The organism is Haloarchaeobius sp. FL176, from assembly GCF_024609245.1.
In the GTDB taxonomy this organism is placed as follows: Archaea; Halobacteriota; Halobacteria; order Halobacteriales; family Natrialbaceae; genus Haloarchaeobius.
Map to the genome: position 1 here is coordinate 581,874 of NZ_JANJYH010000001.1, position 13,891 is coordinate 595,764.

The 13,891-nt window shown below is 68.2% G+C and carries 14 protein-coding genes and 1 pseudogene; 6 read left to right on the top strand and 9 right to left on the bottom strand.

All coding sequences use genetic code 11. From position 1 onward, the window contains the following. The first annotated feature begins 29 nt into the window (after positions 1-29). The 3 genes from NO978_RS02925 to sod all read left to right on the top strand — a co-directional run bounded on the left by NO978_RS02925 (position 30) and on the right by sod (position 1,336). A complete protein-coding gene (locus NO978_RS02925) occupies positions 30-260 on the top strand; it encodes a hypothetical protein (protein ID WP_257298020.1) in 231 nt (76 codons plus the stop codon). Positions 261-305: 45 nt separating this feature from the next. Next, positions 306-473 carry a hypothetical protein gene (locus NO978_RS02930; RefSeq protein WP_175526439.1) on the top strand — a complete coding sequence of 56 codons (168 nt, stop codon included), beginning with the start codon at positions 306-308 and terminating at the stop codon, positions 471-473. Positions 474-733: 260 nt separating this feature from the next. Beyond that, complete coding sequence (sod, locus tag NO978_RS02935; protein WP_257298021.1) at positions 734-1,336, top strand: superoxide dismutase; 603 nt, start codon at positions 734-736, stop codon at positions 1,334-1,336. 51 nt (positions 1,337-1,387) lie between these two features. Here the strand turns inward: sod and gcvPB are convergent, their stop codons facing one another. The 4 genes from gcvPB to gcvT form a co-directional block, all read right to left on the bottom strand. Further along, complete coding sequence (gene gcvPB / locus NO978_RS02940) at positions 1,388-2,806, bottom strand: aminomethyl-transferring glycine dehydrogenase subunit GcvPB (protein WP_257298022.1); 1,419 nt, start codon at positions 2,804-2,806, stop codon at positions 1,388-1,390. Next, positions 2,803-4,143, bottom strand: a complete 1,341-nt coding sequence (gene gcvPA / locus NO978_RS02945; protein ID WP_257298023.1) for an aminomethyl-transferring glycine dehydrogenase subunit GcvPA — start codon at positions 4,141-4,143, stop codon at positions 2,803-2,805. The genes gcvPB and gcvPA overlap by 4 nt, the downstream gene beginning before the upstream one ends. Before the next feature lie 290 nt (positions 4,144-4,433). Next, positions 4,434-4,817 carry a glycine cleavage system protein GcvH gene (gene gcvH, locus NO978_RS02950; RefSeq protein ID WP_257298024.1) on the bottom strand — a complete coding sequence of 128 codons (384 nt, stop codon included), beginning with the start codon at positions 4,815-4,817 and terminating at the stop codon, positions 4,434-4,436. A 2-nt stretch (positions 4,818-4,819) separates the two neighbouring features. Then, positions 4,820-5,923, bottom strand: coding sequence for a glycine cleavage system aminomethyltransferase GcvT (gene gcvT, locus NO978_RS02955; protein WP_257298025.1), 1,104 nt, complete (start codon positions 5,921-5,923; stop codon positions 4,820-4,822). 129 nt (positions 5,924-6,052) lie between these two features. Here gcvT and NO978_RS02960 point away from each other — a divergent pair, with 129 nt between their 5' ends. Further along, positions 6,053-6,451: a hypothetical protein gene (locus NO978_RS02960; protein ID WP_257298026.1), complete on the top strand. Its 399-nt coding sequence runs from the start codon at positions 6,053-6,055 to the stop codon at positions 6,449-6,451. 12 nt (positions 6,452-6,463) lie between these two features. Here the strand turns inward: NO978_RS02960 and NO978_RS02965 are convergent, their stop codons facing one another. After that, a complete protein-coding gene (locus tag NO978_RS02965; RefSeq protein WP_257298027.1) occupies positions 6,464-7,705 on the bottom strand; it encodes a hypothetical protein in 1,242 nt (413 codons plus the stop codon). Between the two features lie 145 nt (positions 7,706-7,850). Here NO978_RS02965 and NO978_RS02970 point away from each other — a divergent pair, with 145 nt between their 5' ends. Continuing rightward, positions 7,851-10,376 carry an RND family transporter gene (locus tag NO978_RS02970; RefSeq protein WP_257298028.1) on the top strand — a complete coding sequence of 842 codons (2,526 nt, stop codon included), beginning with the start codon at positions 7,851-7,853 and terminating at the stop codon, positions 10,374-10,376. Between the two features lie 48 nt (positions 10,377-10,424). Here the strand turns inward: NO978_RS02970 and NO978_RS19885 are convergent. From NO978_RS19885 to NO978_RS02980, 3 genes and pseudogenes are all read right to left on the bottom strand, one after another. Further along, positions 10,425-10,587 (bottom strand): annotated as a pseudogene (locus NO978_RS19885) (XRE family transcriptional regulator); the annotation flags it as partial. A gap of 282 nt (positions 10,588-10,869) precedes the next feature. Further along, positions 10,870-11,529 (bottom strand): AIM24 family protein, encoded by a 660-nt coding sequence (locus tag NO978_RS02975; RefSeq protein WP_257298029.1) that lies wholly within the window; start codon positions 11,527-11,529, stop codon positions 10,870-10,872. Between the two features lie 90 nt (positions 11,530-11,619). Beyond that, positions 11,620-12,546, bottom strand: a complete 927-nt coding sequence (locus tag NO978_RS02980) for an A/G-specific adenine glycosylase (protein WP_257298030.1) — start codon at positions 12,544-12,546, stop codon at positions 11,620-11,622. Positions 12,547-12,654: 108 nt separating this feature from the next. Here NO978_RS02980 and thyX point away from each other — a divergent pair, with 108 nt between their 5' ends. After that, positions 12,655-13,398 (top strand): FAD-dependent thymidylate synthase, encoded by a 744-nt coding sequence (gene thyX / locus NO978_RS02985; protein WP_257298031.1) that lies wholly within the window; start codon positions 12,655-12,657, stop codon positions 13,396-13,398. 110 nt (positions 13,399-13,508) lie between these two features. On the opposite strand, the gene NO978_RS02990 is transcribed toward thyX, so the two are convergent. Further along, a complete protein-coding gene (locus tag NO978_RS02990) occupies positions 13,509-13,868 on the bottom strand; it encodes a winged helix-turn-helix transcriptional regulator (RefSeq protein ID WP_257298032.1) in 360 nt (119 codons plus the stop codon). Between the last annotated feature and the right edge of the window lie 23 nt (positions 13,869-13,891).

Sequence of the window (13,891 nt, forward strand, 5' to 3'; positions counted from 1 at the left end):
TAATGTGGGAGTCGCCGGGATACAACACCATGTCGCTCCCAGACCAGCGCGCGGCCCCCGAAGAACTGTTCGAGACCTTCGCCGAGGAGTCGCCGGAGGAAGTGATGGCGCTGGCCGACGCCGAGGCGGAGGCTGCGACATCGGGAGTGGACGCCGCCGCGTTCGACCGATTCGTCGACGGTGTGTCGGTCGAGCGTACCGAGGGAGCGAGGCCGTCGGACGACGACGAAGCAGTCGACCTGGACGAGCTGTTCGGCTGACCGCGCTTCGAATCAATAAAGTTCCGTCCCCACGGACTGGGTGTCATGAGCCTGGAGACGGAACACTACTGTCCCGACTGCGAGAGCGACGTCACCTTCTACCGTGCCGCGAGCACACACGTCCACCTCGGTGAGAAGGTCAAGTGGCACTGCACGGAGTGTGACTACGGCTTCGTGAAGATCAACGGCAACGTCGACACGAGCGAGGCCTGAACCCCCAGCCAGTGTTCTCCGCGGCGGCAGCCCCGTGTAGTCACGACTGAACCGGGTTTTCCGTGGTTTTGGGCCAGCGTTCCGCGATTCACGACCGAAGCGACCGCCCCGTAGCCCACTAATAAACTGTATGTTGCAATAGCAAATCAGTCCCTATCCCGAAACGCCGCCTGCGTCGGCCTCCCCTGGTACGTCGCTCGAGTTACCAAAATTTATTTCAGCTAACATATATTCCGTTCGCGCCGATAGCACTGCCTGCAATGGCGAACCACGAACTCGACCCGTTGCCGTACGACTACGACGCACTCGAACCGCACGTGAGCGAGCAGGTGCTCCGCTGGCACCACGACACCCACCACCAGGGCTACGTCGACGGCTGGAACGCCGCCGACGAGACGCTGGCGGCGAACCGCGAGGCGGGGACGACCGACGGCTCCGCAGGCGCGCTCCGCGACGTGACCCACAACGCGTCGGGCCACATCCTCCACGAGCTGTTCTGGCAGTGCATGAGCCCCGAGGGTGGCGACGAACCCGAGGGCACGCTCCGGGACCGCATCGAGGCGGACTTCGGCTCCTACGAGGCGTGGAAAGCGGAGTTCGAGGCCGCGGCCTCGGCCGCCGGCGGCTGGGCGCTGCTCGTCTACGACACGCACAGCCAGCAGCTCCGCAACGTCGTCGTCGACAAGCACGACCAGGGCGCACTCTGGGGGAGCCATCCCATCCTCGCACTGGACGTCTGGGAGCACTCGTACTACCACGACTACGGACCCGCACGCGGTGACTTCGTCGACGCGTTCTTCTCGGTGGTCGACTGGCAGGAGCCGACCCGCCGCTACGGCGAGGCCATCGCGCTGTTCGAGTAGACGAGAGGAGAGTCGGTCGTCCCGGTTCTTCGACGGAGCTGCGCCGGGCGACTACTCGTCGTCGAGTGCCTGCCAGGAGAGCCGCAGGTTCCGCGCTGCACCGGTCTGGTCGATGCGCCGGGCCGCCGTGCGCTCGGGCGCTGCCGCGAGTGCGTCCTGGTCCTCGTTGGCGACCGCGTTGAACGCGTCGGCGAGCTGGTCCAGCGTCGTCTTGTTCTCGATCTCCGTCGGCTCGGTCATCAGCGCCTCGCCGACGATCTCGGGCCACTTCGTCGTCGGCGGGTGGACGCCGTAGTCGAGCATCCGCTTTGCGACGTCGGCCGCATCCTGGTCGCCCGCGCTCGCGACGAACTCGTGGTGGAACGGCCCGTACGGTACCTCGTACTCGATCTGGGTAGCGAGGTAGTTCGCGTTCAGCACCGCCTTCGCGCTGGCGTCCGAGAGTCCGGGGTCACCGAGCCGGGCGATGTAGGCGTACGCCTTGACGAGCACGAGCCAGTTGCCCAGCGAGCCATGTACCTTCCCGATGGAGTGTTCGGGGTCGAACAGGTCGTACGTGCCGTCGCGCTTCTCGACCTGCGGTTTCGGGAGGAAGGGGGCCAGCTCGTCGACGACGCCGACCGGGCCCGCGCCGGGGCCGCCGCCGCCGTGGGGCGTCGCGAACGTCTTGTGGACGTTGTAGTGCATGATGTCGAAGCCCATGTCGCCGGGGCGGGCGCGGCCGAGCAGCGCGTTGAGGTTCGCGCCGTCGTAGTAGAGCAGGCCACCGGCGTCGTGGACCATCTCGGATATCTCCTCGATGTCGCGCTCGAACAGTCCGAGGGTGTTCGGGTTGGTCAGCATCAGGAGCGCAGTGTCCTCCGAGAGCGCGGCCTCGAGCGCGTCGAGGTCGACGCGGCCGTCGTCGCCGCCGGGCAGGGAGACCACGTCGAAGCCCGCGAGCGCGGCGCTTGCGAAGTTGGTGCCGTGAGCGCTCTCGGGCACGATGATCTCCGAGCGCTCGTCGCCGTTGTGCTCGTGGTACGCCTTCGCGACGAGCACGCCGGTGAACTCGCCTGCGGCCCCGGCGGGTGGCTGGAGCGTCACCGCGTCCATTCCGCCGATGCGGCCGAGGTAGTCCTGCAGGTCGTACAGCAGTTCGAGGTTGCCCTGCACGCTCTCGGGCGAGCGGTCGGGGTGGACCGCGCCCGCCTCGATGGCCGCGACGTCCTCGGTGAACTTCGGGTTGTACTTCATCGTACACGACCCGAGCGGGTACGGGCCGGAGTCGACGCCGTAGTTCATCTCCGAGAGCCGCGTGTAGTGCCGGGCGAGCTCGGGTTCCGAGAGGTCCGGTAGTTCGAGCGAGTCACGGGTCAGCTCGTCGGGCAACGGCGCGTCGTCGAGGTCCGCCGGGGCGGTGTGCTTCTCGCTGAGGAGTGGCTCGTAGCGCTCGTCGTCGTCGGTCCAGCGCGCCTGGTCGTAGTTCATCGAGCCACCTCCGCGAGAGCGTCGACGAACTCGTCGACTTCGTTCTCCCCCAGCGCGTTCGCGTTGAGCTGGATGTGGTGCTCGCCGAGGACGTGGACCGCGTAGCCCTCGTCCTCGAGGTCCGCCGCGACCGCGGGCGCGGGCTGGTCGGTGTGGGCGACGAACTCGCGGACGTGGTGGCGGTCGTGGACCGGGGCCTTCACGCCGACGACCTCGGTGACGCGGTCGGCGAGTGCCTGGGCGTCGGTGACGGCTTCTTTTGCGAGGTCGGCCAGCCCGTCGGGGCCGAGCGACGACGCGTGGATGGCCGCCCGGAGCGCGACCCACGCCTGGTTCGTGCAGATGTTCGAGGTGGCGCGCTCGCGTCGGATGTGCTGCTCGCGGGTCTGGAGCGTGAGCGTGTACGTCCGCCGCCCGGTGTCGTCCGTGCTCGCGCCGACGAGACGGCCGGGCACCTGCCGGACGTACTCCTCGCGCGTGGCGAACAGACCCATCCCCATCCCGTAGCTCGTCGGGAGACCGAGGACGTCGGCCGCACCGACGACCACGTCCGCGCCGACGCTCGCTGGTTCCTGCAGGAGCGCGAGCGAGACGGGGTCGGAGCCGAGGCAGAACAGCGCGTCGTTGTCGTGTGCGAGGTCGCCGATGGTCTCGAGGGACTCTTCGACGCAGCCTCGCACCGTCGGGTTCTCCGCGTAGACCATGACGGCGGAGTCGTCGAGTGCGCCCCCGAGCGCCTCGACGTCGACGTTCCCGTCGTCCATCGGATACTCCTCGACGGTGAGGTCGGTGCCGCCGACGTAGTTCGCCAGCACCTCGCGACGGCCGTCGGCGAGGTGTTCGGGAACGAGGACACGCGTCCCCGAGGTCTGGCGCAGGCGGTCGGCGAGCGTCGCCGCCTCGCCGAGCGCCGTCGCGGCGTCGTACATCGAGCAGTTCGCGACGCCGAGGCCCGTCAGCTCGACCAGCAGCGACTGGTACTCGAACAGCACCTGCAGGAACCCCTGCGTGACCTCCGGCTGGTACTGGGTGTACGAGGTGAGGAACTCCGAGCGCTGCGAGAGGTGGTCGACCAGCGAGGGGACGTAGTGGCTGTAGTGGCCCCGGCCGAGCAGCTCCACCAGGTCGTCGTTCTTCTCGAGGGTCTGTGCGACTTCCGCCCGAATCGCCCGCTCGCTCCGTGGCTCGATGCCGAACTCGCCGTCGAACCGGACGCTGTCCGGGATGTCGAAGAGCTCGGCCTCGGTTTCGACGCCGACGGCGTCCAGCATCGCCTCGGTGTCGGTCGCGGTGTGCGGCGCGAAGGGGCTTCCCTGTGTTGTGTGGTGTCCGCTCATGATGTCACTCTGATGTACTCGCCCGTGGCTGTCCCACGGCCGTGGTTCGGGTCACGGGACGCGGTTGGGACTACTGGCATATGATTACCGTGGTTCGGAGCGGCGGAGTATGCACATAGCTGCATACAACCAGCAATGGAATGTGCGTTCTACGCTCGTTCCTGCACACTTCGCGGCAGATGTTGCCACCGCAGCTCCCGGCTGCGCTCGCCGGTTCCCCGGGACTGAAACACGTCGACGAGGCCGCGGCTACGGTGCTCGTTCGGCACCGACGAAAGCACGGGGCCGACTCAGGCGACCTGGTCGGCGTACTCGTCAGCGGCGAGCAGCTCGTCGAGCGCTGCCTCGTCCGACAGCCCGATCTCGAGCATCCAGCCGTCGCCGAAGGGGTCCTCGTTGACCTGTTCGGGCGCGTCGAACAGCGCCTCGTTGACCGCGGTGACCTCGCCAGTGACGGGCGCGTAGAGGTCCGACACGGCCTTGATGGACTCGATGACGCCGAACGCCTCGCCCTGTGTCACGTCCTCGCCCACGTCGGGGAGTTCGACGAAGACCACGTCGCCGAGTTCGTCCTGGGCGAAGTCGCTGATGCCGACGCGGACGGTGTCGCCGTCCTGCAGTGCCCATTCGTGCGATTCGTTGTACTTCCGGTCGTCGGGTGTCTCGAAGCTCATTGTTATCGTTGGTAGAAGGGGAGCGATTCGACCACGGCCTTCTTCGGTCGGTCCCGGACGACGACGCGCAGGTGCGTCTCCGGGTCGGCCAGGTCGGTCGGTACGTACGCGAGTCCGATTGGTTCGTCGAGCGTCGGGCTCATCGTCCCGCTCGTGACCGTCCCGACGACCTCGCCGTCGGTGTCGGTCACGTCGTAGCCGTGGCGGGGGATGCCGCGGTCGATGAGGCGGACCCCGACGAGCCGCTCGTCGACGCCCTGCTCCTTCTGGGCCTCCAGCGCGTCGCGGCCGACGAACTCGGTGTCGAGCTTGACGGTGAACCCGATGCCCGCCTCGTACGGCGTATGCGGGTTCTCCTCGTGGTCGAAGTCCTGCCCCGAGAGGAGCAAGCCGGCCTCCAGCCGGAGCGTGTCGCGCGCGCCGAGCCCGCACGGCTCGGCGCCGTCGAACGCGTCCCACACGTCTTCGGCGGCGTCCCACGGCACGACCAGTTCGAAGCCGTCCTCGCCCGTGTAGCCGGTTCTGGCGACCAGACAGTCCGCGCCGGCGACGGTCGCCATCGTCGCGCTGAACCGCGAGAGCGACGCCACCTCGCTGCCGTTCGCCATCGCCGCCTGCACGTGGGCCTCCGCGTCCGGACCCTGCACCGCGAACATCGCGTAGTCCTCGGTGCGGTCGTCGACGGTCGCGTCGAGGTCCCACTCGTCCCGGTGCTCGGTCCAGCGCTCGACCATCCAGTCCTCGTGGCCCGCGTTCGGGACGAAGAGGTAGGTCGGCGTCTCGTCCTCGTCGGGTCGCCGGTAGACGACCGTGTCGTCGAGGATGACGCCGTCCTCGTCGGTGATGCAGGCGTACTGGGAATCACCCGGCGAGAGCGCCGTCACGTCGTTCGTCGTCAGCCGCTGCATCAGCTTCGTGGCGTCCGGGCCGTACACCTCCACCTCGCCCATGTGCGAGACGTCGAAGATGCCAACGGCCTCGCGGACCGCCTCGTGCTCGGTGCGGATGCCCGCGAACTCGACGGGCATCTCCCACCCGCCGAAGTCCGTGAACGACCCACCGGCCTCCTCGTGGCGTCCGCGCAACGGCGGTGTCCTGAGGGCCATACCCGAATCCTCTCTCGCCGGCAAGTAATGTTTTCGTATCGCGGAGCCATCGGCGGCAATCGTGTTGGGTGGACAGTCGGGCAACCGGAACACGCCACGTTCTTCCAGCCACTCCCGCAACGTCACGTCATGACCCGATTCGACGCCGCGGACGCCGCGGAACGCCGCCGGCTGGTCGTCGACGCGTTCGCCGCCCACCGCGAGCGCGGGAGCCCGTACGTCACGCTGACGACCGAGCCGGACGAGACGGACGCCGAGCAGGGCCACGGCGCGCCGTGGGTTCAGTACTTCGACGACACGCTCGCGCTGGACTGCACGGACGACGAGCTCGACCGGCTGAAGACGCTGGTCCGTGACTACCCGTCGGCGACCATCGACGAACTCGTCAGCCCGGAGGAGGCCGAGGGCACGCACGCCCGGCTGACGGTGCGGACCGACGACGACCGGGTCGCACAGCTCGTCGACGACGTGTTCACCGAGGTGTACGGCCGGTCTCCGGACTATCGGCTCTGGGCCGTCGAGATCTGAACTCGCCGGGGGTCAGACCGGCTCGCACAGCGCCCACACGTCTTCCTCGGGCTCCAGTCGTGACGGCTCCGCACCACGTTCGGTGAGGATGCCCGCGTGGTAGCACAGCGCCTTCAGCTGGAACACCGTCGGGGAGTGGTAGACCGAGCCGTCGGACAGCGGTTCCGTCCGAAGCTCCCCGTCGCCGGTGAGCACGCGCTCGCGGACCGACTCGTCGCCGCGGAGGAACAGCTCGACCGTGAACGACGGGTGCAGCTCGTGCAGGTAGCTGACGAACTGCGGGAGCGACGGCTCGGGGAAGCCGTCGTCGTGGAGACACTGGAGCTCCTCGACGAGCAGCTGGGTGGCCGGGTAGTCGAAGACGACGCGTCGCGTGACGAGTCCCCAGCGCGGCGCGAGGTCGTAGAACCGCTTTCGGGAGCGCTGCCAGTCCTCGAACTGTCGGAGTGCCGCGTCGAGGTCGCCGTGCTCGCGCCGCGCGAACCGGACGACCTCGCGGCCGAGCGGGGTGAGCAGCTCCCGCGGCCCGTCCGACTCGACCAGCCCGAGGAAGGTCGCGCCACCGCGTGCGCTGTCCGTGGCGGCGACGACGTGCTCGGCCAGCAGCGTCTCCGTGTCGCCGTCGTGGGCCAGCGCGACCGGGTACGCCACGTAGTTCTTCGGGTGGTTCAGGCCGAACGACTGCTCGGCGACGCCCTGCGCGCTCGCCTGGAAGCGGATGGCGGTGGCCTCGCCCGCCGTCCGGTTACCGACGACACGCGGGCGTTCGAGCGTCGCGACCGACCCGTCCGCGCCGACGCCGAGCACGCCGACGTTCAGCTCGCGGGCGAGGGTCCGGTCCGACTGGGAGACCGCGTGGACGGGGGCGGCGACGTACGCGGCGTTCGCCTCGTGGAGCCGGTCGTACGCCTGGACGACACCGCGCTGGACGTCGACGCCGGCTGCCTCGGTGTACCCCTTCGCCTCGACCGCGACCAGGGGTGGCGTGTCGCCGAAGCGCTCGACCGCGAGCAGGTCGGAGTCGAGGCTCCGGACGCCGACGAGGTCCGGATAGCCCGAGCCGACCTGGACGTGATTGAACGGGGCGAGGGTCTCGGTCACCTCGGGCGCGATTGCCGCGTCGGCGACCCAGTTCGTCCGTGCGAACTGCGTGTCCGCGACGGCGTAGGCCGCCTCGCCGTCGTCGGGGAACAGCCGTCGCTTCGTGTGTGCCAGGACGGCCGGTTCCGTGAGCGACTGCGTCGCACTCGACATGCCTCCCTCCATCGCAGCCAGCGACAAGAAACCAACAGGTCGGGAGCCGCTTTCGTGTGTCTTGGTAGCACGTCAGCGTAAGTTTCTGCGACTGAAACTGGGGAGGGGTTTATACGGAGAACGCTATCCTCACTCCGACTACACCATGACTGGGGGTCCCCTGGACAGGGTCATCCGCTCTGTCACCGACCACAACAGAATCGTCCTCCTCGTGATGCTCGTCGTCTGTGCGGGCCTCATCGGCGGTATCACGCAGCTCGACACCGGTGGGAACAGCTCCACCGACAGCGACGCCCTCGGCGACACCACCGTCGCCCAGAAGGCCGACTACATCGAGCAACACTACGGCGACGCGGGGTCGAGCAACGTCACCTACTCCAACGTCTACGTCCGGGCGACGGACGGGAACGTGCTCACGAAGGAGTCGTTGCTCGCCTCGCTGGCGTACCAGCGCGAGGTCCGCGCGAACGAGTCCGTCACCGGTGCGCTCACCGGTGACAGCGCCGTGACCGGCGTCGAGAACGTCGTCGCGACCCGCCTCGCCGGCGACCGTAACGCGAGCCTCGACGAACAGGTCGCAGCGCTCGAAGCCGCGAGCGAGTCCGACGTGCGTGCCGTCGTCGAGAGCACGTTCACCGAGGGCTCGCCCGCGCTGCGGCTCCTCCCGAACAGCTACGAGCCCGGCACCGCGACCGCCGAGAGCCGTCGGACCGTGTTCACGTTCACGAGCGCCGAGGGCGCGAACAACTTCGGCCCGCCGGCCGACGCCCAGCGCAGCCTCTACGAGGCGGCCGGTGAGCGCGGCGGGGCCGAGTTCTTCACCGTCGGGCAGCACGCCCAGCAGGGCTACAGCCAGCAGGTCTGGGCCGACACCACCGAGCTCATCCTGCCCGCCGCGTTGCTGCTCATCCTCGCGGTGCTCGGCTTCGCCTACCGCGACCTCGTCGACGTCCTCGTCGGCTTCTTCGGGGTCATCGTCTCCGTGCTGTGCATGTTCGGCATCCTCGGCTGGCTCGGCATCCCCGCGGGCGTGACGATGATCATCGGACCGGTGCTCATCACCGGGCTGAGCATCGACTACGGCCTCCACGTGTTCATGCGCTACCGCGAGCAGCGCGGCGACGGCGAGGGCATCCGCGAGCCGATGTACCGCTCGCTCTCGTCGGTCAGCGTCGCGCTGCTGCTCGTCACCATCACTGCCGCCGTCGGGTTCCTCGCGAACCTCACGAGCCCGCTCGGCAGCATCCGCCAGCTCGGCATCGGCATCACGCTCGGCGTCGTCTCGGCGTTCGTCGTGTTCACGACGCTCGTGCCCGCACTGAAGGTCAGCATCGACGGCCTGCTCGAACGGGTGGGTCTCGACCGCCGCAAGGCACCGCTCGGGCGCGGGCGATACCTCGCCCCGGTGCTCGGTGCCGGCGTCAGGGCCGCCCGCGTCGCGGCACCCGTGATCATCGTCGTCGCCGTGCTCGCCGGGGCGGGCGGTGCGGCCGCCTGGTCCGACCTCGACCGACAGGGCTACCAGACCTCACAGGACGTCGCCGAGTGGAAGACGGATCTCCCCGGCCCGCTCGCGTGGGAGGCCACCGAGACGGAGTGGTACCAGAACGACCGCTACGTCGACGACCGGTTCCAGGCCGAGAGCGACGCCCAGCGGTACACGATGATACTCGTCGAGGGCGACGTGACCGACCCGGCAGCGCTCGAACGCGTCCAACGAGCTAGCGCGGACGCGGCCGAGCGCGACGAGGTGTTCAGCCGCGCCGGGTCCGTTCCCATCGTCTCGCCGCTGTCCGTGATGGAGCGGGTCGCCGCGCAGAACGAGGAGTTCGCCGCGGTGCTGTCCGACGCCGACACCGACGGTGACGGGCTTCCCGACCGGAACGTCGCCGGTGTCTACGACGCGCTGTACGAGGCCAACCCCGAGCAGGCCGGTCGGGTCGTCGAGCGCACGGACGACGAGTACCGCACGATGCGGCTGCTCGTCCCCGTCGAGCAGGGGCTGCAGGTCGACGACCGTGCCGCGGCCATGCACGGCGTCGCCGACGTCGCCGAGGGCGACGGCGACTACACCGCCACCGCCGTCGGCAGGGCGACGTTCTCCAACGCCGAGCTCGGCCAGATGGCCGACGGCATCGTCGAGACGATGCTCATCGCGCTCGGCATCATCGGCATCGTACTCGGGCTCATCTACCGGCTCACCGAGGGAAGCGCCACGCTCGGCGTGCTCACCGTCGTCCCTATCACGCTCGTCATCGGGCTCGTGCTCGCCGGGATGTACGTCACCAACACCCCCGTGACGCTGCTCACCGCGCTGCTGTTGAGCCTCGCGGTCGGCCTCGGCGTCGACTACAACATCCACATCAGCGACCGCTTCGCACAGGAGCTCTCGCAGGGCGACGACCCCGTCGCCGCGCTCCAGACCGCCGTCACCGGCACCGGTGGCGCGCTGCTCGGCAGTACGCTCACCTCCGGCGGCGCGTTCGCCACGCTGCTGTTGCACACCAGCCCGCAGCTGCGCTCGTTCGGGATGCTCGTCGTGCTCGCGCTCTCGCTGTCGTTCCTCGTCAGCGTGTTCGTCTTCCCGAGCATGCTGCTGGTCTGGGCGCGTCACCTGGGCCACACGAGCGACGTGTCCCGCGGTGCCGTCGCCGGCCCGAGCGACGACTGAGCCGACAGCGGCCGTGGACTGTCGGTCGGCCACGACCCGCCCGCCCACTCAGTCGGCGGTCGAGCCGTCCTGCGGTCCCACTTCGACCCGGAACGGGTCGGCCGTCGAGGTCGCCGCCAACCGACCGAAGGAAGTGCCCCGCGTTCGTGAGCAGCTCGTTCTCAGCCTGACGCAGGTGCTCCTCGAACGTCGAGCACGCAACCGATGTTCTGGCGACGTTCCAGGTCCTCGAACGCTATCAGGAGGAGGGGGTTCACGGCGCGGTCGAGGCGACGGCTGCTCTGTGTCGAGAACACACGGACGACGAGGGTCCGACGAATCTCGATACCGTCTACGAAGAATACGTGTTTCGAGTCGTCCCACTTTGGGCGACGAGCGAGACCGGTGCAACGGAGGGGACCGACTACAGCGTGCCGCCGACACCGGGACCGCCGCCCACTACACATCTACGCAAGGTCGCCACGGCTACCTCGGGGTTTGATCCAGAGCTAGCTCACAGCTGGCCGCCTTCCTCCTCCGGCTGGACCACGACGAACCCCTCCGAGCCGGTGAACTCCATCTGCATCGACTCGCCAGACTGTTGCCCGATCTCGATGAGCTTGTTCGTCCCGATCGACGGGGAGAGGTCCGCGCTCCAGGCGACCGTCGCGTCGGGGTCGGTCTTGACCGGCGGCCGCATCACGAGCGGGTCGCCGTGCGTCGAGATCGCCACCTCGCCGGGGCCGGTCAGGTAGACGTTCGTCAGCCCGCCGGCGGCAGCCTCCGAGAGGCCGCCAACGGTTCGTATCTCGTAGTCGACGGTCGACTCGAACGCCAGCACGTCCATCCCGTTGACGGAGATCGACTCGCCGGGGTCCAGCGAGAGGATCTGCACTTTCTTGCTCTGGTCGGCGACGAAAATCGTCCCGGAGCCTTCCGCCTCCATGATCGGTGTTCCCTCGCCCGAGACGGCGTCCTTGACGAACCCGGTGAGCCCACCTTCCGCGGAGGACTTGCCGGTGAACGTCAGCTCGCCCGTGTAGGCGATCATCGAGCCGGCCTTAATTTGCAGCGTCCCGTCCACGGTGGCCCGCAGCAATCGGTTGTTCTCCTTCTGAAAGCCAGCCCCCTCCTCGACGGGAGCGTTCGCTTCGGCGAACTGGTCCAGTTTCATGAGTACAACCGAGGCTGGAGCCGCCACCGTAGAAAACACCCTGCTTCGGTTTCACGCTCGGAAACAGCGTACGGCGCTTCGACCCGGGCGCTACCGCTGGAGTCGGGCCACGGGCTCCTCGCCGGTTTCGTCGAGGTCCACGAGCCCGTCGTCGGCCAGGTCGGACACCAGCCCACGGAGCCACTCACGCCCGTGCTCACCGTCGGGCGAGTAGTCCACCCGCACGCGCGGGCCGAGCGTGTCCAGTCCGAGTTCGTCGTACTCCTTCAGCACCGAGACGACGCGCCCGCGCATCTGCCGACGGCTGCCCTCGAACGACGGCTGGGTGGGCACGTCGGGTGCAGTGAAGTCACCCGTCTCGTAGGCGTGGCACCACTCGCGCCAGGGACAGCCCGCGGCGTCACAGGAGGGTGTCTTCTCGCAGGCGACGCCGCCGAGCTCCATGATGGCGTTGTTCCAGACGCGGGACTCGCCCGCGGGCATGAGTTCCCCCGCGACGCGTTCGAACGTCGGGTCGTCGTCGGGCACGTCGAACGCGCGGTAGAGCACGCGCTTTACGTTCGTGTCGACCACGGCGTCGCCGTTGTCGAAGGCGAAGCTGGCGACGGCGTTGGCGGTGTACGGGCCGACGCCCATCAGCTCCTGCAGCTCGTCGGGTGTCTCGGGGAACGCGCCGTCGTACTCCTCCTCGACCTGTCGGGCGGCCTCGTGGAGGTACTTGGCACGGTTGTTGTAGCCGAGCGAGTGGCTGGTCCAGAAGCCGACCACGTCCGCGCGGTCGGCGTCGGCGAGGGCGGCGGTCGTCGGCCAGCGGTCGAGGAACGACTCCCAGGCCTCGACGACGCGGCCGAGCTGGGTCTGCTGGCTCATCACCTCGCTCACGAGTATCTCGTAGGGGTCCTCGGTGCGTCGCCACGGGAACTCGCGGTGGTCGGCCTCGTACCACTCGACGAGGGCGTCCTGCACTGCCTCGCGGTCGACGTCGTCGGGGAACGTCCACTCCTCGGACGTGCTCATCTCGTCGTCGCTTGGGATGGTGGTGGTTTAGGGGTAGTGATTCCGGCGGGCGACACGAATGGAACCGAATTTTTACCCTCCCCCGCGAGAGCCAGTACGACGACACGCATGAAGGTCCAACTACTCGAGGCCACGGAGGACCCGGAGGAACTCATCTGCACGGCCGCACGCAACGACTACTACGACGGGTACGTCGGGGACGAGTCGTTCGAGACGGTGATGGAAAACATCGACGGAGAAAGCGTCGAGGAGAAACAGGAGACGCTCATCGGCCACCTGCTCGACCACGGCCACTTCGGCCCGTTCGAGCACCCCCAGATCACGTTCGCGGTGAAGGGAATCAGCCGTTCCTGCATGGCCCAGATCACCCGCCACCGGCACGTCAGCTTCGACGTGCAGTCGATGCGGTACGTCTCCTTCGACGACGTCGACCCCGCCGAGGTGGAGGAGGGCGCGATGGTCGTGACACCGCCGTCCGCCTCCGACCCCGACTGGGTGGGGCGCAACCAGCGCACCGGCGCGGTCGACGACGAGACCATCGAGAAGCGCGAGGAGCTGTTCCAGCGCTCGGTCCGGCAGTCGGTCGAGGACTACCAGGAGCTGCTCGACCTGGGGATGCCGCCGGAGGACGCACGCTTCGTGCTGCCCATCGGGACGAAGGTGAACATGGTGATGTCGATGAACGCCCGGATGCTGATGCACGTCGCCGACATGCGCGCGGCGGCCGACGCCCAGTGGGAGATCCGCGAGATGACCGAGCGGGTCCTCGACCTCGCGAGCGACTGGTGTCCCATCACGTTCGACTACTACGAATCGGAGATGAAAAACCGGAAGAACCGGCTCGCACCGTAGCGACGCAGCCGCTCGCGTCGGTTCTCGATGGAGGTCTGTGAACCCAGAAGCGCGGGGAGATCAGGCGGCAGCCGCGTCGCCGCTCCGGGTCAGAACGATTCGGACCGCCGCTACTCGTCGTCTTCTTCCTCGTCCTCGTCGGCACCGCGGGCGAGCACCGCCTGGTCCTGACTGTCGGCCTGCGGGTCGCTCGCGTGAGGGCCTTCGATGAGGGAGCCGAAGTCCTCGACCTCGTCGTACTTGTCCTGGTACATCAACGCGATGCGGCCCTTCTTCGTGATTTCGTAGAGGCCGGACCGCTGTGCCGGCCCGATCTTTTCGACGAGACCGTAGTCGGCTAGCACCGGGAGTCGGCTGTTGATGTTCTTGCGGCTCTTGTCGGTGTGGTGGGCGAGGTTCGTCGCGACGTTGCGACCCTGCGCCTGCAGTGCTTCGAGTATCAGGAAGTCCGTGGGTTGTCGTAGTCTCATGGTAACACGCTCCGGGTTTCGGC

Bases quoted from the DNA above. Each gene is read 5' to 3' on its own strand.
- NO978_RS02925 (WP_257298020.1), top strand. From the start codon at position 30: ATGTCGCTCCCAGACCAGCGCGCGGCCCCCGAAGAACTGTTCGAGACC.
- NO978_RS02930 (WP_175526439.1), top strand. From the start codon at position 306: ATGAGCCTGGAGACGGAACACTACTGTCCCGACTGCGAGAGCGACGTC.
- sod (WP_257298021.1), top strand. From the start codon at position 734: ATGGCGAACCACGAACTCGACCCGTTGCCGTACGACTACGACGCACTC.
- gcvPB (WP_257298022.1), bottom strand. From the start codon at position 2,806: ATGAACTACGACCAGGCGCGCTGGACCGACGACGACGAGCGCTACGAG.
- gcvPA (WP_257298023.1), bottom strand. From the start codon at position 4,143: ATGAGCGGACACCACACAACACAGGGAAGCCCCTTCGCGCCGCACACC.
- gcvH (WP_257298024.1), bottom strand. From the start codon at position 4,817: ATGAGCTTCGAGACACCCGACGACCGGAAGTACAACGAATCGCACGAA.
- gcvT (WP_257298025.1), bottom strand. From the start codon at position 5,923: ATGGCCCTCAGGACACCGCCGTTGCGCGGACGCCACGAGGAGGCCGGT.
- NO978_RS02960 (WP_257298026.1), top strand. From the start codon at position 6,053: ATGACCCGATTCGACGCCGCGGACGCCGCGGAACGCCGCCGGCTGGTC.
- NO978_RS02965 (WP_257298027.1), bottom strand. From the start codon at position 7,705: ATGTCGAGTGCGACGCAGTCGCTCACGGAACCGGCCGTCCTGGCACAC.
- NO978_RS02970 (WP_257298028.1), top strand. From the start codon at position 7,851: ATGACTGGGGGTCCCCTGGACAGGGTCATCCGCTCTGTCACCGACCAC.
- NO978_RS02975 (WP_257298029.1), bottom strand. From the start codon at position 11,529: ATGAAACTGGACCAGTTCGCCGAAGCGAACGCTCCCGTCGAGGAGGGG.
- NO978_RS02980 (WP_257298030.1), bottom strand. From the start codon at position 12,546: ATGAGCACGTCCGAGGAGTGGACGTTCCCCGACGACGTCGACCGCGAG.
- thyX (WP_257298031.1), top strand. From the start codon at position 12,655: ATGAAGGTCCAACTACTCGAGGCCACGGAGGACCCGGAGGAACTCATC.
- NO978_RS02990 (WP_257298032.1), bottom strand. From the start codon at position 13,868: ATGAGACTACGACAACCCACGGACTTCCTGATACTCGAAGCACTGCAG.